Here is a 19,527-nt window from a genome sequence, read left to right on the forward strand (position 1 = left end):
GCGGAAGAGGACACCTCCTGATGACTGATGTAGCTGTGGTCGGCTTCGCCCACGCGCCCCACGTGCGCCGCACGGAGGGCACCACCAACGGCGTCGAAATGCTGATGCCATGCTTCGCCTCGATCTACGCCGAGCTCGGACTGAAGCAGACCGACATCGGTTTCTGGTGCTCGGGATCCTCCGATTACCTTGCCGGCCGGGCGTTCTCGTTCATCTCGGCAATCGACTCGATCGGCGCGGTGCCGCCCATCAACGAGTCACACGTCGAGATGGACGCCGCCTGGGCGCTGTACGAGGCCTACATCAAGCTGCTGACCGGCGAGATCGAGACCGCCCTGGTCTACGGATTCGGCAAATCCAGTGCCGGCATCCTGCGCCGTGTCCTGGCGTTGCAGACCGACCCCTATACCGTGGCGCCGCTGTGGCCGGACTCGGTGTCGATGGCCGGGCTGCAGGCCCGCGCGGGCCTGGACGCCGGTACCTGGACCGCCGAGCAGATGGCGCAGGTGGCGCTGGACTCGTTCGCCGTGGCGCAGCGCACCGACCGGGTGGAGCCCGCCGATAGCGTAGAGGACCTGCTGTCGCGGCCCTTCTTCGCAGATCCATTGCGCCGCCACGATATTGCCCCCATCAGCGACGGGGCGGCGGCGATCGTGCTGGCTTCCGGCGACCGCGCCCGCGAGCTGCGGGAACGGCCGGCCTGGATCACCGGAATCGAACACCGCATCGAGACGCCGATCCTGGGGGCGCGGGACCTGACCACCTCGCCCTCGACTGCGGCGTCGGCCGCGGCGGCCACTGGCGGGGACGCCGGGTCCATCGAGATCGCCGAACTGCACGCACCTTTCACCCATCAGCAGCTGATCCTGACCGAGGCGATCGGACTGGGTTCGTCGACCAGGATCAACCCGTCGGGCGGCGCGCTGGCCGCCAATCCGATGTTCTCGGCCGGGCTGGAACGGATCGGCTTTGCCGCCCAACACATCTTCGACGGTTCCGCGCAGCGGACGCTGGCGCATGCCACCAGCGGGCCGGCGTTGCAGCAGAACCTGGTTGCGGTTCTGGAAGGACGGGACGCGCGCCGATGACGATGCAGAGCGAAGCGATGAGGAGGAGTGGCGCAGATGGCTAAGCAGCTGGCAGCGGTGCTGGGCACCGGGCAGACCAAGTACGTCGCCAAGCGTCACGACGTGTCGATGAACGGCCTGGTGCGCGAAGCCATCGACAGGGCGCTGGCCGATTCCGGTTGCACCATGGCCGATATCGACGCGGTCGTGGTGGGCAAGGCACCGGACTTCTTCGAGGGCGTGATGATGCCCGAGTTGTTCATGGCCGACGCCACCGGTGCGACGGGCAAGCCGCTGATCCGGGTGCACACCGCCGGGTCGGTCGGCGGGTCCACCGCGATCGTCGCGGCCAGCCTGGTGCAGTCCGGCAAGTACCGCCGCGTGCTGACCATGGCCTGGGAGAAGCAGTCGGAGTCGAATGCCATGTGGGCGTTGAGCATTCCGGTGCCGTTCACCAAACCAGTCGGTGCCGGCGCGGGCGGATACTTCGCCCCGCACGTGCGTGCCTACATCCGCCGGTCGGGCGCGCCCAACAACATCGGCGCGATCGTCGCGGTCAAGGATCGCCTCAACGGTGCGAAGAACCCGCTGGCACACCTGCATCAGCCCGACATCACCGTCGAGAAGGTGATGGAGTCGCCGATGCTGTGGGATCCGATCCGCTACGACGAGACCTGCCCATCGTCGGACGGCGCAGCGGCCCTGGTGATCGGTGACGAGGCCGCCGCGGATGCCCGTGTCGCCGAAGGACATCCGGTCGCCTGGATCCACGCGACCGCGCTGCGAACCGAGCCGTTGGCCTACGCCGGACGCGATCAGGTCAACCCGCAGGCCAGCCGGGACGCGGCCGCGGCGCTGTGGAAGGCCGCCGGAATCACCAGCCCGATCGACGAGATCGACGTCGCCGAGGTGTACGTGCCGTTCTCCTGGTACGAGCCCATGTGGCTGGAGAGCCTCGGTTTCGCACCCGAGGGCGGCGGCTGGAAGCTGACCGAGGCCGGGGAGACCGCGATCGGCGGCAAGATCCCGTTCAACCCCTCCGGCGGCGTGCTGAGCTCGAATCCCATTGGCGCATCGGGCATGATCCGGTTCGCCGAGTCCGCGATCCAGGTGATGGGCAAGGCCGGCGAACATCAGGTGGAGGGCGCTCGCAAGGCGCTCGGACACGCCTACGGCGGTGGCGCGCAGTACTACTCCATGTGGGTGGTCTCGAGCGACAAGCCGGCGGCCAAATGACCCGCATGCAATACACCATCAGCATCGCGTTCAGCCCACTCGACCAACTGACCGAAATCGCCCGGGCGGCAGAGGAACTCGGCTTCGACAACATCGCGTTGCCCGACTCGATCTTCTATTTCGAGAAGCAGTCCGTCGACTATCCCTATACCGCGGACGGCAAGCGGATGTTCGACGAGAACTCGCCCTGGGTCGATCCGCTGATCCTCGCGGGCACCCTGGGCGCGGTGACATCGAAGCTGCGCTTCTACACCAACGTGATGAAGCTCGGCTCGCGCAACCCGCTGCTGCTGGCCCGCCAAGTCGGCTCGGTCGCGAATCTGACGAACAACCGATTCGGCTTCGGCGTCGGGATCGGCTGGGCTCCCGAGGAATTCGAGTGGTGTGGGGTGCCCTACGCGAAGCGGGGCAAGCGCGTTGATGAGATGATCGACGTCATCAAGCTGGTGCTCGCCGGCGGCATGGTCGAGTACCACGGCCACTTCTACGACTTCGACCGGCTGCAGATGAGCCCGGCGCCGTCACAGCCCGTTCCGTTCTACGTCGGCGGACACACCGACGTCGCGCTGGAGCGCGCCGTCCGGATCGGCGACGGCTGGACCAGCGCGATGATGACGTGCGAACAGCTGGCCGAGACAATCGGCCAGCTGAAGAAGCTGCTGGCCGACGCCGGTCGCGCCGACGACCCGTTCGAGTACCAGGCCGTGTGCATCGACAAGTTCGGTCTCGACGGCCATCGCGACATCGCCGCGGCCGGCGTCACCGACTACATCGGCATCCCGTGGGTGTTCGAGGGTCTGGGCTTCGACGCCCCGGTGGAGAAGAAGATCGACTCGATGAAGCGGTTCGCCGAGACCTACATCCACTCCGGCTGGCAGGACTGAGACGCGGCTCACCGCGCGGCGGTCGGTACGTTGGATGGCGCACGTATCCGATCACGTACAGGTTCTTTCATGTCTTCTCGCAGTACCCGGGTGGCAACACTGTCCACCGCGGTTCTCCTGACGCTGTCCCTGGCAGGGTGCGCCGCCACCGGCGACGACACCCGTCACACCGGCACCACCGGGGCCGGGACCACCGGACCGACCGGCGCCGCCACGTCACCGGCGTCCCCGTTCCAGCCGACCACCACCACGGAGGCGTCCAGCATCGACTTCGGCCCGCTGCTCCTGCAGGCCGGCGATGTCAGCGACGACCAGGACACCTTCACGGTGGCCTCCACCAAGCCCGATCTCAACGGGCACCCGGGTGCCAGCGCGCTGTTCGTCAACGCCGACGAGACCCGCGCCATCTCGGTGACCCTGGCGGGCTTCCCGAACGCGGCGGCGGCCTCCGCCGCCCGGCAGCAGACGCTCGACACCGCGAACACCGTGGTCACCGGCGGGGCTCCGGCGCCGCTGGGCGTGGGTACCGATGGCACCGTCATCCGGGGCAACGCGCCCGACAGCTCCAAGGCCGTCACGCTGGTGCTGTTCACCCATGGCCCGGTGCTGGCCCGCCTCGAGTTCGACAGCGCGACCGGCGACCCCACCACCGACCGGTTCGTCACCGACGTCGCGAAGATGCAGCAGATCGCGCTCAGAGTGGGTATGCCGGACTCGGGCAGTTGAGCACCGGCGGTCAGGGACCTTGGTCACAATTCATCGCAGGTAGACGCCATTACATTGCGCCGCCGCCGAGCAAAACTGTAACGTGTTCTAGTTAGAGAGCACTGATGGAGGCGCGAAGTGACGACTGATACAGCCCACAGCGGCGTTCGCGAGATCGACACCGGCGAACTGCCGGATCGGTACGCGCGAGGATGGCACTGCCTGGGAACCGTCAAGGACTTCCGCGACGGCAAACCGCACTCGATCGAGGCGTTCGGCACGAAGCTGGTGGTCTTCGCCGATTCCCAGGGCGAGCTCAAGGTTCTCGACGGCTACTGCCGGCACATGGGCGGCGACCTGTCCCAGGGCACCATCAAGGGCGACGAGATCGCCTGCCCGTTCCACGACTGGCGCTGGGGCGGCGACGGCAAGTGCAAGCTGGTGCCCTACGCCAAACGCACCCCCCGGCTGGCCCGCACCCGTGCCTGGCACACCGACGTCCGCGGTGGCCTGCTGTTCGTCTGGCACGACCACGAGGGCAACCCGCCCACCGAGGACGTCCGTATCCCCGAGATCCCCGAATGGGCCGGCGGCGAATGGACCGACTGGAAGTGGAACACGATGCTCATCGAGGGCAGCAACTGCCGCGAGATCATCGACAACGTCACCGACATGGCGCACTTCTTCTACATCCACTTCGGCCTGCCGACGTACTTCAAGAACGTCTTCGAGGGCCACATCGCGTCGCAGTACCTGCACAACGTCGGCCGGCCCGACATCAACGACATGGGCACCGCGTACGGCGAGGCCAGCCTGGACTCCGAGGCGTCGTACTTCGGGCCGTCGTTCATGATCAACTGGCTGCACAACAAGTACGGCGACTTCAAGGCCGAGTCGATCCTGATCAACTGCCACTACCCGGTGAACCAGAACAGCTTCGTGCTGCAGTGGGGCGTCATCGTCGAGAAGCCCAAGGGGCTCGACGACGCCACCACCGAGAAGCTGGCCGTCGCCTTCACCGAGGGCGTCAGCAAGGGCTTCCTGCAGGACGTGGAGATCTGGAAGCACAAGACCCGCATCGACAACCCGCTGCTGGTGGAGGAGGACGGCGCCGTCTACCAGATGCGCCGCTGGTACCAGCAGTTCTATGTCGACGTGGCCGACGTGACCGCGGAGATGACCGACCGCTTCGAACTCGAGGTCGACACCACCGCGGCCGTCGAGAAGTGGAACGTCGAGGTTCAGGAGAATCTCGCGAACCTGGCCAAGCCCGCTGAACCGAAGGAACAGCAGCCCGCGACATGACGCCGCCGAAGAAGCAGGCACCCAGCGACACGCCTCTGGTCGACCGGCTCGCCCGGTCGATGGTGCTCCTGCACGGCGGCCACGACGACCAGGACGACCACCACCACGGCACGGACGGGCACGCTGGTGGATCGTGGTCGAAGGCACCGGATTTCGCCTCCGATCCGCAGCGGGCGGCCGCCGTGCACGCGGCCACCGAGGCCGATCGGCAGCGATACCTGACCGCGGGCCTGACACCGGTCGACTGCCGGTTCTGCCATGCCACCGTCAACGTCAAGAAACTGGGTCCGGAATACACTGCGGTTCAGTGGAATTCGGATGCCTCGCAGCGGTGTGCCTACTTCGCCGAGATCCGGGCCGGCGGCGGCGACAGCAGTCGCGCCCGGTCCTGTCCGCGACTGGGGGACAGCATCAAGCACGCAGTCGCCGAGGGTTGCCTCGAGGCCGTGTCGTCAGCCCCCTCCCCCGGCGACGGCTGACGGCCAACCACGCCGAAACGCACGAACGGGCGGGATCTTCTCGAACTTTCCCGCCCGTAGGTACGTTTCGGCGTATGTCACAGCCCGGCGAAGGTGTCCTTGACCTGATCCGCGGTCAGACCGTAGTCGGCCAGCGAATAGGTGTGCTTGGGCGCGCGTGGTCCCTGCTTGCTCTGCTCGTCGGTGTCGACGATGGCCGCCCGGGCCTCGTCGGTGAGCTCGATACCGAAGTGCCGATAGATATCCGCCACTGCGGCAACCGGATCCGACACCAGGGCCGAATACTCCAGATCGTAGAACTGCGCCGGATCATGCTTGGCCCGTTCGGTGTTGAACAGGCGCAGCCCACGCGACCAGGTTTCGAGTGAGTCCGCACCGATCACCGCGCCGGTGAAGGTGTTCGACCACCCCGCCGTGGTGTGCTGCGCCAGCGAGCACATCGAGGCCATGATGGTCTCGGCCGGGCGGTGACATTGCACCACCAGCGCGTCGGGATAGGTGGCCATCAACGCGTCCAGCGCGAACAGATGGCTGGGATTCTTGAGCACCCAACGCTTCTCGGTGTCGTTGAGACCGATCAACTGCAGATTCTTGCGGTGCCGCTGATACGACCTGGTCCAGTCCTGCCCGGCCAGCCACTGCGCGTAGGAGGGCACGTGCGCCAGCGTTTCGTACGAGACGGAGTGCAGTGACTGCCGGAGCAGCTGCCAGCATTCCTCCACCTCGTCCGGCGTCATGAAGTGCAGGCCGGTGTACTCCGGATCCGCGGCATGCGCCTTGGCGAACTGCTCCTGCATCTGTTGGAAGACCGGGTTCTGCGACCAGGCTTCCCGTGGCGGCCGGGGCTGCGGGAACTCGGCGAGCCAGAGCTGCAGACCCTGATGGCGCGGATCGGCCGCGAGCAGCCGATGGACGGCGGTGGTGCCGGTGCGCGGGAGACCCGTGACGAAGATGGGTCGCTCGATCGCGACGTCGACATGCTGGGGGTACTGCGTGAAGGCCGCTTCCGACACCAGGCGGGCCACCAGCGCGTTGCGGGCGAAGAATCGCTGCATCTTGCTGCCGAACTCGGTGAGATCGGCCTCGGTCCGGTACGCGTCGAGCAGGACCGTCAGGGCCTCGATGTAGTTGTCGTCATCACCGCCGAAATCATCGAGCCCGCAAGCCTTTACCGCCGAGGCGTGCAGGTCCTCGACGGTGCCGACATCAGTTCTCATCGATCGCTCCGTCCGTCCCCCCTGCACGAACGTGCAGCCCTATGCATCCCGTCTGGCGGGATCTGCACAAGGATGCACGCTCGCGAAGAAAAGAACTCCTCGTTCTCACGCCTTGTACTCCCCGCAGTTGACATCCAGCGCCTGACCGGTGATACCGCTGGACAGATCGCTGGCCATGAACAGGATGGCCGAGGCCACCTCGTCCTCGGTGGGCAGGCGCTTCAGATCCGAGCCGGCGGCCGACGCCTGGTAGATCTCGTCCACGGTGGTGCCGTACTTGCCGGCCTGGTGCTCGAAGTAGGACTGCAGCGTGCCACCCCAGATATAGCCGGGCAGAATCGAATTCACCCGGATACCCTGCTCGCCGAGCTCCGTGGCCAGGGTCTGCGACATCGCCAGCAGCGCCGACTTGGCCATCTTGTAGGCGCCGTACTTGGCCTGCGAATGCCGCACGACCATCGAGTTGACGTTGACCACCGATCCGTTCGACTCCGACAACGCCGGCGTGAAACCCTGGATCAGCCGCAGCGCCCCGAACACGGTCAGTTCGATGGCGTCCCGCATGTGCTCGATGCTGGTCTGCGCGAACGGCTTCATCGACGGCACCCGAAAGGCGTTGTTGATCAACACATCCACCTTGCCGTAGGCCGCGAGCGCCTCGCGGACCAGGTTGTCCACCTGGTCCTGATCGGTGATGTCGGTGCCGACGGCCACGGCGCGCCGGCCCATGCCGGCGACCTCCTTGGCCAGGTCGTCGAGGCGGTCCACGGTGCGCGCCGCCAGCACCAGGTCCGCGCCCGCGCCGGCGCAGCGACGCGCCAGCGTCGTTCCCAGCGCGGGTCCCACACCACTGATGACGACCACCTTGCCGTCGAGTAGACCTGACATCTCAACCCACCATCCTGTCGCTGATCTGCTTCTGGCGCAACGCGATCCGCGCGCGCCAGTCCTCGTCGGAGATCTTGTTCGATTCGTAATACGGAAGCACCTTGCGCACTTCACCGGCGTCGACGACCTCGGCGGTCGGGCCGTCGGCCGCGGTGAGCTCCCGCGACAGCCGTTGCCAGCGGAACTGCAGGTAACCCTTGCGGTGGCCCAGTGTCTCGCACCAGTTGGTGACACCGGGGTTGGTGTCGGACACCACGATCCTGATCTTGCCGTCCGGATCCGCTTGCGCCTGTGTGCCGTTCAGCGAGGTCTGATGGTTGATGTAGTCGAGCGAGATGTACCACAGGCTGCCGAGCTGGAACCCGACGTAGGGCGCGTCGCTCACCGGCAGGGTGATGACGATCGCCTGATCGGGATTCAGGTCGAAGTGGCCAACGGACGAGTACTGGGTGGCCAGGCCGCCCGGCGTGAGGCGCGGGGCGATCATCGTGTTGACGGGCAGGGTGTTGTAGAACCACTGCGGGAACTGCAGCCACGTCTTGACCCGTTGCACCAGTTGCTTTCCCGCCACCGCGTAGCGCTTCTCGACCAGCTCGCGCGTCAACGGCGGTGGGGCGGTGCCGGCGGTGTCGGTGCGGGCCACACTGATGAATCCACGCCGCGCCGACCAGTCGTTGTAGACCTCACGGACCAGCAACTGCGACGGGGTGTTCGGGGTGACGCGCCACTCGAAGGTTCCGTCGGCGGCGATGTCCAGCTCACGGTCGTCGAACGCCGCCTGGCTGGCCGGGACGTTGTCGTCGGTGTACTCGCCGCCGAGCATCTGGAAACTCAGGTCGGTGGTGGTTCCGCGCGTTCCGGTGACGACGTATTCATGGCCGGGCTGGACGCGGGTGCCGAAGTAGAGCGTGTCGGGATTGTCGAGGCCCATCTTGGTGAAGGGGCCCGTGCCCGACTGCAGGAACGGGTGATCGCGGTCGTAGTCGAAGGCCAGGTGCGTGCAGGCGGAGATGCAGCCGGCCAGGTACTGCAGGCCCTCGAAGAGATCGGCATCGGACTCGATGAACGGCGCGGCAGCGACGAGGGCCTCGGCCTCGGCGATCGCGTCGGCCAGTGGCTGGGAGTACATCGCGGGACAGGCCTCCTCGGTCCAATATTGGACCGTAGTGGTAGATTGCTACCGTCGACAGTAGAACGCGTTCCAATTCGAGTCAATGCCGGTCGACTGGTTCAAGGAGGGATCCCGACCATGCCCACCCCGGAACCTCCCGGCCGATCGTCACCACCCACCGCACGCGTCGTCGCCGTGCTCGACTTCCTGGCTCGCCATCCGCACGACACCTTCGGGCTCTCCGAGCTGGCCCGCCGGCTGACTCTGAGCAAGCCGACGTGTCTGGGAATCCTGACCACCCTGACCGACGCGGGCTACCTGATCCGGGATTCCGTCGACCGGACCTATCGGCTCGGGCCCGCACTGATCGCCCTGGGTCACACCGCCCAGGAGTCGCTGCGTGTCAGTCCCGCCGCGCGCGAGGAGCTACGGCGGCTGTCGGCCACCTTCGACACCACCGCGGCACTTTCGGCCGTGGTGGACGACCGCATCACCGTGCTGGACGTCGTGTCGCCCACCGGGAACGACGCGGGTGTCGGCGCCGGCCAGAGCTACCCGTTCGCGCCGCCGGTCGGCCTGATGTTCGTGCTGTGGGACGACGACGCGCTGCGGGCCTGGCTGGCCAAAGAACCCACGATCCCGTCGCGGACCGACAGCGCCCGGCTCGATCAGGTGATCACCGAGTGCCGCGCCGCCGGGTATCTCGCCGAACGGCAGACCGCCGCCGGCCGTCGGCTGTACGCATTGATGGCCGGCATGTCGAGCACCCTGCCCCAGGAGTTACGGGCCCTGCTCGGCGAGCTCGTGTCGGACGTCGGCGAGCGGGTGCTGCTGCCGGGGGAGAGTCCCGACGGGGACCGCCGGCGCCATGACATCAGCGTGATCTCCGCGCCGGTGTACGACCACCACGGCCGCCAGGCGATGGTGGTCTCGCTGCACGTCGGCCGGGCACTCACCGACGATGAGATCGACACGCGAGCAACATCTTTGGTGGCCGCAGCGGATGCACTGACCGAACAGCTGGGCGGGCGGCGACCCTGATCGCCGCCGATTATCGTTCCGCCGCGCGCGCCCGGGACCTATTCTTCAGCGTATGACGTCAGCGGGGGTGACGTGTTCCGCGTGCGGCACGACGCTGCGCGACGGTGCGAAGTTCTGCGATTCGTGTGGTTCGCGGGTGGTCCCGTCCGCCCGTCGCGCCGAGTACAAACAGGTGACGGTTCTGTTCGCCGACGTCGTCCGGTCGATGGACATCGCGGCGGCACTGGATCCAGAACAGCTGCGCACCCTCATGACCGATGTGGTGGAACGAATGGCGGCCGTGGTCCGCCGCTACGGCGGCACCGCCGAATACAACGGCGACGGCGTGATGGCGCTGTTCGGTGCGCCGATCGCTCTGGAGGACCACGCGTTTCGCGCCTGCCTGGCCGCACTGGACATCCAGCGTGAGGCCGGCCTGATGGCCGGTACCGTGGCGCGCCAGGGCACGGCAGTGCAGCTGCGCGTCGGGCTGAACTCCGGTCAGGTGATCGCCGGCGACATCGGCTCGGGCTCGCTGGGGTACGCCGCCACCGGTGAGGACGTCGGGATGGCCCAGCGGATGGAATCCGTCGCCCCGCCAGGTGGGGTGATGCTGTCGGAGTCCACCGCCCGCCTGGTCGAGCATCTCACCGCACTCGGCGATCCGGAGCAGGTGCGTATCAAGGGGTTCGACGATCCCGTGTGTGCCCGTCGACTCGTGGCGATCAGCCCGCGGAATGCCCTGCGCGGGCGGACGGAGATCAGGCTGGTCGGCCGGCGCCTGGAGATGGCGACCCTGAGAGCTCTTCTCGACCGGGCCGGCAATGGCCGCGGCGGTGTCGTACGGGTGATCGGGCCGCCTGGCATCGGGAAGAGCCGGGTGGCCCGGGAGGCTGCTGCGCGCGCGGCGGAGCGCCACACGAACGTGTACTGGGCCTTCTGTGAGGCACATTCTCGCGACGTTCTCTTCGGCGTCATCGCCCAACTGCTGCGCTCGGTCACCGGTGTGGATGGCCTGGACGACGTCACGGCCCGCGAGCGTATCCGCGAACGCCTCCCGGTCGCCGACCTGGAGGATCTCCTGCTGCTGGACGGCCTGCTCGGCGTCACCGATCCGGATACGCCGGCGCCCCAGATCGATCCCGACGCCTGGCGGCGGCGGGTCGTGGCGCTGATCACCGCCCTGCTGCTCGCCGAGGACGAACCTGCACTCTTGGTGGTCGAGGACGCCCACTGGATCGACGTGGGCAGCGAGTCGCTGCTCGCCGAGCTCCTCGCGGCCATCCACCGGACCAGGGCGATAGTGCTGATCACCGCGCGACCGGAGTACGACGGCGCACTACGCCATGCCCCGGCAGCTCAGGCGATAGTCCTTGCACCGCTGGTCGATTCGGATGTCGCTGCGCTACTGGCGGAGTTGCTGGGCACGGATCCGTCGGTGGCCGACCTCGCGGCCGTCATCGCCGAGCGAACCGTCGGCAATCCGTTCTTCGCCGAGGAGATCGTTCGCGAACTCGCCCAGCGAGGAGTCCTCACCGGTCAGCGCGGGAACTATGTGTGCCGCGCCGAGGTGGACGAATTGCGGGTCCCGGCGACGGTGCAGGCGACCATCGAGGCCCGCATCGACCGGCTCAGCGCCCCGGCCAAGCGGACCCTGACCGCCGCATCTGTGATCGGTGCGCATTTCGAGGCGGAACTACTGGCGGCCCTCGGGATCACCGCGGTGCTCGACGAATTGCTCGCAGTCGAGCTGATCGACCAGGTCCGGTTCGCGCCGCGCCCGAAGTACGCCTTTCATCACCCACTGATCCACGCGGTGGCCTACGAGTCGCAGCTGAGATCCGATCGCGCGCAGTGGCATCGGCGCCTCGCCGCCGCCATCGAGGAACGGGCGCCCGACCAGGTGGACGAGAACGCCGCTCTGATCGCCGAGCACCTGCGCGCCGCCGGCGATCTGCAGGCGGCCTACAACTGGCACCTGCGCGCCGCGGGCTGGTCCGCCGGTCGCGACGTCGACGCCGCTCGGCTCGGTTGGCAACGTGCCAAGCAGATTGCCGACGCATTGCCCGCCGACGAGCCCCGGCGCCTGTCGATGCTCATCGCGCCGCTCACCATGCTGTGCACCACCGACTGGCAGGCGCCCGCCGTCGCCGAACGCCGGGGCCACTTCGACGAATTGCGGGACCTGTGCGACGCGGCCGGAGACAAGGTTTCGTTGGCAATCGGCATGACGGGGCTGGCCACCGAGCTCATCTACAGCAGCAAATCCCGTGCCGGCTCGAGGCTCGCATCCGAACAGATGACGCTGCTGGAGTCGATCGGTGACCCCAATCTCACCATCGGATTGTCGTTCGTGGCCTTCGTGAACTGGGTTCAACAGTGGCGACATCGGCGAAATTCGGCGGTGGTCGCAGAACGTCATCGACCTGGCCGGGAGCGACTCCACCGCGGGTGCCGGCTTCGGGCTCGGAACGCCCTTGGCCGTGGCGACCGCGTTTCGCAGCCTGGCCCGTTGGTGGCTGGGACTCCCCGGGTGGCGGACCGATGTCGACGACGCACTGGCGATGTCCAGCAACGGCGATCGAACCAGCCGCTCACTGGTGATCTCATGGACGTACGGAATGGGGGCGGCCTTCGGGGTGTTTCGCGTCGACGACGCCATGCTCCACACGATGGACGAGACGGCGCAGACCGCTGAACGGGACGGCAACGATCTCGCGCTCAGCGGCGCCCAGTTCGCGCTCGGCGGCGCACTCCTGTGTCGGGACGCCGAGGCCGACCGACTGCGGGGTGCGGAGATCCTCACGCAGATCCACGACACGTGGTTGCCGGAGCGCATGCCGTCACTGGTTCCGGTTGTCGAGTTGTTCGTCGGCCGCGAGCGGGCGCGCAGCGGCGATCGCGAGGCAGCCCTGCCGGTGATGCGCGCTGCCGCGGATCATCTATTCGAGGAAGGCCGCTTCGGGTGGTGCGTCTGCGGGACGGCATTTTTCGTCGAGGCGCTGTTGCACCGGGCAACCGGCGATGAACTCGCCGAGGCGGAGCAGTGGATCCGGCTGCTGGCCGGTCTGCCCGCCGCCGCCGGGGCCATTCTCGACATCACCGTGCTGCGGCTGCGCACACTGCTGGCCCGCGCCCGTGGTGATGACGCCTACCCCGCACTGCTGGACAGGTATCGCGATATGGCGACATCACTTGCCCTCGAAGGGCATATCGCCTGGGCCGAAAAGCTGGTGGAGTACTGACGACCGCCGTGCCCGGTAGCCGTGTTCGTGGCCGGGAAAGAGAAGGCCAGCGCACCACCGCGATTCGGCCCGGTCCGCTCACGCGCTCCGCAGTATCTCGGCGGTTTCCAGCCGGCGGGCGTGGATCACCGGATACAGCGCCGCCACCGACACCAGTACGAGCGCCACGGCCACACCCGTCCGCAACGGTGCCGCGAGCACACCCCACTCGATCGAGATGCCGTAGTAAACAGGCGAACCCAGTGACCACAGATAGGTCATCAGGATGCCCCCGGCGACGCCGAAGGCCGCGACCGTCGCGGTCAACAACCCCGCGTGCGCGATGACGACCGCCTGTTCGAGCCGCGGGGTGACACCGATCGCCCGCAACGCGGCGCGTTCCCGCCGACGCTGCACCAATCCGAGGATGAAGACGTTCAGGACGCTCAGGCCCGCCGAGATCATCACGACGTACCCCGAGAGTGTGAACGGTGACAGGAATCGGGTGATGCCGGTGGTGGCGACCGTGCGCCACTGCGCATCGTCGTACACGGTCAGGCCCGCCCCCAGGGCAACGAAATCGTCACGGTGGGAGGCGGCTTCGGCAGCGGAGGAATAGGCGACCGAGACCTGATCCCGGACGGCCGCCCAGTCGGTGCGCGCCAGCGCGTCGGACGCCAGGACGATGTCCCCCACCGCGGCGTCGTCGATCATCGTCGGCCGGAAGACGCCGGCCACCCGGAAGTTCTCGAGCCCGGTGACGGTGGGCAGTTGGACGGAATCACCTGTCCGGGCGCCCAGTCGGCTCGCGGCGATCTGACTCAGGGCGATGTCCCCGTCGCGCAGCCCCTGCCAGAATCGGTCGTCGTCGGCGGTCGGCGCGTAGAGCGCCCGCCCGAACTCGTCACCCGGGGAAACCCCGATCACGACGCGGGACAACATGCCCGACGAGATCATCGAACGCCACCGGGATGACACCTTGCGACCACCGGCGGCGGCCGTGATCTGCGCGAAGGTCGGATCGGCGATGCTGCCGTCACGCTGATCGAGCACCGACTGCGCGGCAATCAACACCGAGGCCGGCAGTCGGTCGCTCTTCTCGGCGGCCACCTGGTCGGTGCCGAGGAACTGCATGCTCTGTGAGCCGATCGCCAAACTGGTTCCGTTGACCAACACCGCCGCCGAGATGCCGAAGAGTAGCGCATACCGCTGGACATCGGCGCGCAGCAACCGGCCTACGGCGGGGCGCGCGACGGTGAGCAGAGGGATCAACCACAGCGCAAGGAGCGGTGCGGCGAACATCGTCACCAGATCGACCCCGAACAGCCCCGCGGTCATCGTGTTGATGCCCACGTTCAGCGGGAGTGGACCCCGTTCGAAGATCTTCAGCACATAGATCGACGCCGAGAGGATCGCCAGTCCGACGGCGATCGGCCACAACGGGATTCGTCTGGCGCGCTGCACGCCGCCGGCCGTGGCCATCGATGCCAACGGTCCTTCCCGGACCAGTCTCAGCGCCGGGCCCAGCATCGCGAGCACCCCGGACACCAGTCCCGCCGCCGCTCCAATGCCGAACAGGTTCGGCGAAAAATGCGTGATGACGCTGCCGCCCGACCCGGCCAACATCGACCTGCCGAACCGATCCACGAGGAACGCCCCGAGCAGGAACCCACTGGGCACCGCCAACACACCACCGAGCACGCCGACCACGGCGCCTTCGGCCAACATCCCGGAAAACAGCCGGACCGGGTTCGCCCCGATCGCACCGATGGTTCCCATCACCGAACGCCGATCCTCGACCGCCAGCAGGATGGTGTTCACCGCCACCAGGAACCCGATCAGGATGCCCGCCAGGACGGTCAGATTCAGTGCCTGCGTTGCCCCTTCGAATATCGCGGGCCGATGCGGGTGTGGTGGGCCGGCGGTGGCGACGCCCTGGACCGCACGATCGACGTCGGCGCTCACCTCGGCGCCGGGTCGCGGCACGACGAACGCGGACGTGACGAACCCCGGGGTGGCGAGCATCGTGGCCGCGACCTCCGGCGACGGGGCCAGCAGGACGTATCCGTCGTTGATGCCCTCGACGCGGTCGAACTCCGGGAATGTCCAGCCCAGGTGCGCCGAGCCGCGGGGCAGGCCCGGGATCCGCAGTTCGTCACCGAGCGCCAGGCCGTGGCGGGCGGCGATGACGGCGGGCATCTGCAGCGGAATACCCGGTCCGGCAGCGGGATTCGCGGCAGCCCGGTCGTCGCAGCCGAAGGTGCCGACGAGCAGTTCGATCTGGCAGGTGCCACCGAGCAGGAAGAAGCCGTGACTCCCGGATCCGCTGTCGACGGGCGTCAGTCCCGCAACGACCGGGATGACCGCCTCGGCACCCGGCACCTCGTCGCGTAGCCGCTCGACGATATCGATCGGCAACCGGCCGTTGACATTCGGCGTGACCTCCAGGACGCCGCTGCCGGCGGCGTGGGTCAGCGCCGGCCCGAAGGCGTCGAACGGCCGGGTGAGTTCGGCCTTCAGGACCAGGGTGCCGAGAACCACGCTCACCCCGACGGCCACGCCGATGATGCTCAGGAGTGTCCGGCGCCGATCGCCGATCAATGCCGAGAGGTGGATTCGCCGGAAGGTCGACCACCCGGCACCCGGCCGACGCATCAGCGTGTCCGGTTCGGCGTGGCTTCGGGGGACCGGGCGCATCCGTCGACCAGATGCAGTTCCCGGGTCCCGTACCGCACCGCGGCCGGATCGTGGGTCACCATCACCACCGCGGTCCCGTCCTCGTCGGCCAGGGACCTGAGCAGTTCGAGGACCTCGGCCGACGAGTGGCTGTCGAGATTTCCCGTCGGCTCGTCGGCCAGCACGACGGCCGGCCGGGCCACCAGCGCCCGCGCGACCGCCACCCGCTGCATCTGCCCGCCCGACAGCTCCGCCGGCCGATGCCCGGCCCGGTCGCCGAGCCCGACCCGCTCCAGCAACTCGGCGGCCCGGGCGTCCGCGGCACGGGCCGGCACCCCGTCGACCACCAGCGGAAGGGATACGTTCTCGACGGCGCTCAGCATGGGCACCAGGTTGAAGAACTGGAAGACGAACCCGAGGTGCCGGCGCCGGAATGCGGCCCGCGCGCCACTCTTCATCGTCCACAGGTCCCGGCCGCCGACGATCACGCTGCCGCGGTCCGGGGCGTCCAGTCCCCCGGCGACATGCAGCAAGGTCGATTTGCCGGCCCCCGACGGACCGGTAACCACCACGAATTCGCCTGCGTACGCGGTGAAATCGAAGTCGACGAGCACCCGAACGTCCTCCCCGCCCCGGCGGTACGTCTTGCCCACGCCGTGGAGTTGCACTACCGGCTCGGTCGTAACGGCCGGCACATCCAATTCGGACACCTCACGCCTCCACGTCCACGGAGTGTTGCGACCGCATGATCGTCGCCCGGCCGCGGCCGCAGTACTGCAGTAGGGCACTACTGCGATCTGGCCCGGTCCGGTGCCGCTCGGACGCAGTAGTACTTGCGTCGACGCGATCGAAATTGCAGTGCCACAACACTGCAACCACCCCGCGGTGCTCGGATCACGATTGCCCAGGCGATGGCGCCGAGGAACACCCCAGATTGGAGGGCGCAGTGACCGCATCCGGCCCGGCCACTCCCCGCGCGACATCCACCCCGCGGTGCAACCCCCCAGTGGTCCGCACACCGCGGCTCGTGCAGGGCGTTCAGTTCGCGATCTTCCGTCGCCGGGCGATGCACACGTGGATCGAGCGCCACGGCCGCATCTTCGAGATCAACGTGCCCATCTTCGGTCGATCCGTCGTCGTTTCCGACCCGACTCTGGTGAAGTCGGTGTGCACGACGAGCACCGAACAGCTCATCAACATCCAGCCGAATCTCAACAATCTGTTCGGGCCCGGGTCGGTATTCGGGTTCGACGGCCCTCGGCATCGCGATCGGCGCCGGCTGCTCGCACCGGCGTTCCACGGGCAGCGCCTCGAGAACTACGAGAAGATCATCGAGGACGAAACCCTGCGTGAGAGCGCGAACTGGCCCGAGGACAACGAGTTCCGGACCCTCGAACCGATGAACAGGATCACACTGAACGTGATCCTGCGGACCGTGTTCGGCTCCGCGGGTGCGGAATGCAACGAACTCGAAGAGCTCAGGGAGATCATCCCGCCCTTCATGAAGCTCGCACAGGTCATGGCGTTCGTACCGGCGCCGCCATTCTGGGCCAGGCGCTACCGCCCGTGGCGCAAGCTGGACGAGTTCCGCAACGCCTTCGACCGGATCGTCTCCACGCTGATCGACAGGGCCAGCGCCGATCCAGATCTCGGCGAGAGGTCGGACGTCCTGGCATCCCTGCTGCGCAGCGGGTACGACGACGGAACGACGATTCCACGGCGAGACCTGTCTGACGAACTGTTGACCCTCGTGTGCGCGGGCCACGAAACCACCGCCGCAGTTCTGGCCTGGACGTTCGAGCGGCTGCGGCGCAACCCGGACGTGCTGGCCGAACTGGTCGGAGAACTCGACGAAGGGGGAAGCGACTTCCGCCGCGCCACGATCTTCGAGGTGCTGCGAGTGTGCAGCGTCGTCGATGTGATCGGCCGCCGGGTCACAGCGCCCGGTTTCGACCTCGGCGCGTGGCGGATTCCGCAGGACCGCACGGTGTTCGTGCGCATTGCCGACCTTCACGAGAATCCGGAAGCCTTCCCTCATCCCGAACGATTCGATCCATCTCGCTTCCGCGCAACCAAGCCGGCGGCACCAGCATGGCTGGCGTTCAGCGGCGGAACACGGCGATGCATCGGCGCTGACTTCACGATCGCCGAAATCGACATCGTGCTGCGAACGGTGCTGCGCAACTTCGTGATCCGGACCGATGGCGCCGCCGACGAGAAGTCGTACTTCCGGGGAGTCGCCCACATCCCGAAACGTGGCGGGCGCATCGTGGTGAACCGCCGAAGGCAGCCCGCAGAAAAGAGGCCATTGTGTCGACCCAGCTGATCAGGCCATCAGAGCCGGAGCGGCTCGAAATCCGCTGCAATGTCGGCGATGTCATGGTCGCGAACCTGGCGGTGCACATCGTCCTCTTCTTCGAGCGGCATCTCGACACCGGGGCGCTCACCCGCGCGTTTGCGCACGCGCTCACGAATCTCCCCATCTTCGCGGGCCGAATGACCGTGCACCACGGCAGCATGCGAATCCGATGTGAGGGGCAGGGCGTGCCCTTCACATCGGCGTCGTCCGACCGCACACTCCGTCAGGCGATCCGCTCGGCGTCGGAGGACCAGGGACTATGGCTCATCGACCCGGTGAACGGTGCCACGGCTCGATGGGGTCTGGGGCCGTTGTGCAAGGTACGTGTCACTCATCTCGCGGACGACGCGACCGCGATCGGTCTCTCATGGCACCACTCGATCGGCGACATGCAGACCGGGATGCACTTCATGAACGCGTGGGCCGCCGCCGCTGCCGGCAAGCCACTCGCTGAGCCCGTGCTCGTCGAGGACCGCGCCGGCTACCTCGACAGCCATCTCCCCGCCGACGGAGCTCGGACGCCCGGAGTGCGCTGTCTCGGACTCGGCGAGACTGCTCGTGGCCTGCTCTACCTGGCAAAGGACGCGCGAAAGCAGCGGACGCTGAGCATCAGCTTCGGCGAAGACGAAGTCGCCAGTATGCGCGACGCCTACGGAAGTCGGATCCCCGTGTCCGCGAACGACGCTGTGTGCGCGCATGTTTCGGAAGCCCTCATGAAGACGGATCCCACGGTGGATCGTCGTACCCTCGCGATCGCCGTGAATGCGCGGAATCGTTGTGGGCTCGATCCGATGCTCGTCGGCAACATCATCACAACGCTGAACGTCGACCTGCGACGTGGAGAGGCGGCCAGTGCCATTGCCGAACGCATCCGTCACAAGGTGGACCACTTCGCCGACGAACACTGTGACATGCGTATCAACCAACGGTTCCTGGACGACGCCGGTGCATGGCGGGCCGCACGCTGTGTATCGACTGCCTTCGATGCGGCCCGGTGGAACCCGCTCGTCTCCAACTGGAGCGGCTTCGGGGTCTATCGCATCCAATTCGAAGACACCTTCACCTCCTACTACACGCCGTTGATGAAACTACCCGTTGCGGGACTCGGGGCGCTGATGGACGGACCGGGTGGCCGGGGCCTTGTGTTCCAGATGTCGTTGCCACCAAAGGAATTCCACGCCATGTCAGAGCCCGGCGTTCACCGGCTCCTGCACCGATTCCGCAGCGGCGCCCACCCGATCCCCGGTCCGCACCGGGAGATCAACGTTACGTAGCTCAGTACCGGACGGCAGAACTTGCAGTACGGGAACACTGCATCCCGAACCGGAAGCGCGCGTGACGATCACTGCAGGTCAC

The 19,527-nt window shown here is 67.3% G+C and carries 16 protein-coding genes; 11 read left to right on the forward strand and 5 right to left on the reverse strand.

What is annotated here, in order from left to right; translation table 11 throughout:
• Positions 1-20: 20 nt before the first annotated feature.
• From U0R18_RS15175 to U0R18_RS15200, 6 genes are all read left to right on the forward strand, one after another.
• Positions 21-1,088, forward strand: coding sequence for a beta-ketoacyl-[acyl-carrier-protein] synthase family protein (locus U0R18_RS15175; protein ID WP_526369797.1), 1,068 nt, complete (start codon positions 21-23; stop codon positions 1,086-1,088).
• Positions 1,089-1,124: 36 nt separating this feature from the next.
• A complete protein-coding gene (locus U0R18_RS15180) occupies positions 1,125-2,303 on the forward strand; it encodes a thiolase family protein (protein ID WP_526369799.1) in 1,179 nt (392 codons plus the stop codon).
• Positions 2,304-2,308: 5 nt separating this feature from the next.
• Positions 2,309-3,187 (forward strand): TIGR03619 family F420-dependent LLM class oxidoreductase, encoded by an 879-nt coding sequence (locus U0R18_RS15185; protein ID WP_526370403.1) that lies wholly within the window; start codon positions 2,309-2,311, stop codon positions 3,185-3,187.
• 69 nt (positions 3,188-3,256) lie between these two features.
• Complete coding sequence (locus U0R18_RS15190) at positions 3,257-3,913, forward strand: hypothetical protein (protein WP_526369801.1); 657 nt, start codon at positions 3,257-3,259, stop codon at positions 3,911-3,913.
• A 117-nt stretch (positions 3,914-4,030) separates the two neighbouring features.
• Complete coding sequence (locus U0R18_RS15195; RefSeq protein WP_526369803.1) at positions 4,031-5,197, forward strand: 3-ketosteroid-9-alpha-hydroxylase subunit A; 1,167 nt, start codon at positions 4,031-4,033, stop codon at positions 5,195-5,197.
• Positions 5,194-5,676 (forward strand): hypothetical protein, encoded by a 483-nt coding sequence (locus U0R18_RS15200; RefSeq protein WP_526369805.1) that lies wholly within the window; start codon positions 5,194-5,196, stop codon positions 5,674-5,676. Before U0R18_RS15195 ends, U0R18_RS15200 begins: the two co-directional genes overlap by 4 nt.
• Before the next feature lie 77 nt (positions 5,677-5,753).
• Here U0R18_RS15200 and U0R18_RS15205 read toward each other — a convergent pair whose 3' ends face one another.
• The 3 genes from U0R18_RS15205 to U0R18_RS15215 form a co-directional block, all read right to left on the reverse strand.
• Entirely contained in the window at positions 5,754-6,893 is a 1,140-nt protein-coding gene (locus U0R18_RS15205) for a sulfotransferase (RefSeq protein WP_526369807.1), read from the reverse strand.
• Between the two features lie 105 nt (positions 6,894-6,998).
• Positions 6,999-7,781 carry an SDR family NAD(P)-dependent oxidoreductase gene (locus U0R18_RS15210; protein ID WP_526369809.1) on the reverse strand — a complete coding sequence of 261 codons (783 nt, stop codon included), beginning with the start codon at positions 7,779-7,781 and terminating at the stop codon, positions 6,999-7,001.
• A gap of 1 nt (position 7,782) precedes the next feature.
• Positions 7,783-8,910, reverse strand: coding sequence for a hypothetical protein (locus U0R18_RS15215; protein WP_526369811.1), 1,128 nt, complete (start codon positions 8,908-8,910; stop codon positions 7,783-7,785).
• A 120-nt stretch (positions 8,911-9,030) separates the two neighbouring features.
• On the opposite strand from U0R18_RS15215, the gene U0R18_RS15220 reads away from it, so the two are divergent.
• From U0R18_RS15220 to U0R18_RS15230, 3 genes are read left to right on the forward strand one after another with little or no spacing between them, the layout of a single operon-like run.
• Complete coding sequence (locus U0R18_RS15220) at positions 9,031-9,933, forward strand: IclR family transcriptional regulator (protein WP_526369813.1); 903 nt, start codon at positions 9,031-9,033, stop codon at positions 9,931-9,933.
• A gap of 52 nt (positions 9,934-9,985) precedes the next feature.
• Entirely contained in the window at positions 9,986-12,610 is a 2,625-nt protein-coding gene (locus U0R18_RS15225; protein WP_526369815.1) for an ATP-binding protein, read from the forward strand.
• Positions 12,585-13,157 carry a hypothetical protein gene (locus U0R18_RS15230; RefSeq protein WP_526369817.1) on the forward strand — a complete coding sequence of 191 codons (573 nt, stop codon included), beginning with the start codon at positions 12,585-12,587 and terminating at the stop codon, positions 13,155-13,157. The genes U0R18_RS15225 and U0R18_RS15230 overlap by 26 nt, the downstream gene beginning before the upstream one ends.
• A 78-nt stretch (positions 13,158-13,235) precedes the next feature.
• Here U0R18_RS15230 and U0R18_RS15235 read toward each other — a convergent pair whose 3' ends face one another.
• Together U0R18_RS15235 and U0R18_RS15240 are read right to left on the reverse strand one after the other, a co-directional pair.
• Complete coding sequence (locus U0R18_RS15235) at positions 13,236-15,833, reverse strand: FtsX-like permease family protein (protein WP_526369819.1); 2,598 nt, start codon at positions 15,831-15,833, stop codon at positions 13,236-13,238.
• Positions 15,791-16,522: an ABC transporter ATP-binding protein gene (locus U0R18_RS15240; RefSeq protein WP_526369821.1), complete on the reverse strand. Its 732-nt coding sequence runs from the start codon at positions 16,520-16,522 to the stop codon at positions 15,791-15,793. The genes U0R18_RS15235 and U0R18_RS15240 overlap by 43 nt, the downstream gene beginning before the upstream one ends.
• Positions 16,523-16,758: 236 nt before the next feature.
• On the opposite strand from U0R18_RS15240, the gene U0R18_RS15245 reads away from it, so the two are divergent.
• Both U0R18_RS15245 and U0R18_RS15250 read left to right on the forward strand, forming a co-directional pair.
• On the forward strand, positions 16,759-18,138 hold the full coding sequence (locus U0R18_RS15245; protein WP_526369823.1) for a cytochrome P450: 1,380 nt from the start codon (positions 16,759-16,761) through the stop codon (positions 18,136-18,138).
• Complete coding sequence (locus tag U0R18_RS15250) at positions 18,123-19,445, forward strand: acyltransferase (protein WP_526369825.1); 1,323 nt, start codon at positions 18,123-18,125, stop codon at positions 19,443-19,445. Before U0R18_RS15245 ends, U0R18_RS15250 begins: the two co-directional genes overlap by 16 nt.
• Positions 19,446-19,527 lie beyond the last annotated feature (82 nt).

Origin of the sequence: Mycobacterium sp. (assembly GCF_046330795.1) — a bacterium.
GTDB lineage: Bacteria > Actinomycetota > Actinomycetes > Mycobacteriales > Mycobacteriaceae > Mycobacterium.

Excerpts from the sequence above, each read along its gene's own strand:
- U0R18_RS15175 (WP_526369797.1), top strand. The coding sequence starts at position 21 with ATGACTGATGTAGCTGTGGTCGGCTTCGCCCACGCGCCCCACGTGCGC.
- U0R18_RS15180 (WP_526369799.1), top strand. The coding sequence starts at position 1,125 with ATGGCTAAGCAGCTGGCAGCGGTGCTGGGCACCGGGCAGACCAAGTAC.
- U0R18_RS15185 (WP_526370403.1), top strand. The coding sequence starts at position 2,309 with ATGCAATACACCATCAGCATCGCGTTCAGCCCACTCGACCAACTGACC.
- U0R18_RS15190 (WP_526369801.1), top strand. The coding sequence starts at position 3,257 with ATGTCTTCTCGCAGTACCCGGGTGGCAACACTGTCCACCGCGGTTCTC.
- U0R18_RS15200 (WP_526369805.1), top strand. The coding sequence starts at position 5,194 with ATGACGCCGCCGAAGAAGCAGGCACCCAGCGACACGCCTCTGGTCGAC.
- U0R18_RS15205 (WP_526369807.1), bottom strand. The coding sequence starts at position 6,893 with ATGAGAACTGATGTCGGCACCGTCGAGGACCTGCACGCCTCGGCGGTA.
- U0R18_RS15210 (WP_526369809.1), bottom strand. The coding sequence starts at position 7,781 with ATGTCAGGTCTACTCGACGGCAAGGTGGTCGTCATCAGTGGTGTGGGA.
- U0R18_RS15215 (WP_526369811.1), bottom strand. The coding sequence starts at position 8,910 with ATGTACTCCCAGCCACTGGCCGACGCGATCGCCGAGGCCGAGGCCCTC.
- U0R18_RS15220 (WP_526369813.1), top strand. The coding sequence starts at position 9,031 with ATGCCCACCCCGGAACCTCCCGGCCGATCGTCACCACCCACCGCACGC.
- U0R18_RS15225 (WP_526369815.1), top strand. The coding sequence starts at position 9,986 with ATGACGTCAGCGGGGGTGACGTGTTCCGCGTGCGGCACGACGCTGCGC.
- U0R18_RS15230 (WP_526369817.1), top strand. The coding sequence starts at position 12,585 with ATGGACGAGACGGCGCAGACCGCTGAACGGGACGGCAACGATCTCGCG.
- U0R18_RS15235 (WP_526369819.1), bottom strand. The coding sequence starts at position 15,833 with ATGCGCCCGGTCCCCCGAAGCCACGCCGAACCGGACACGCTGATGCGT.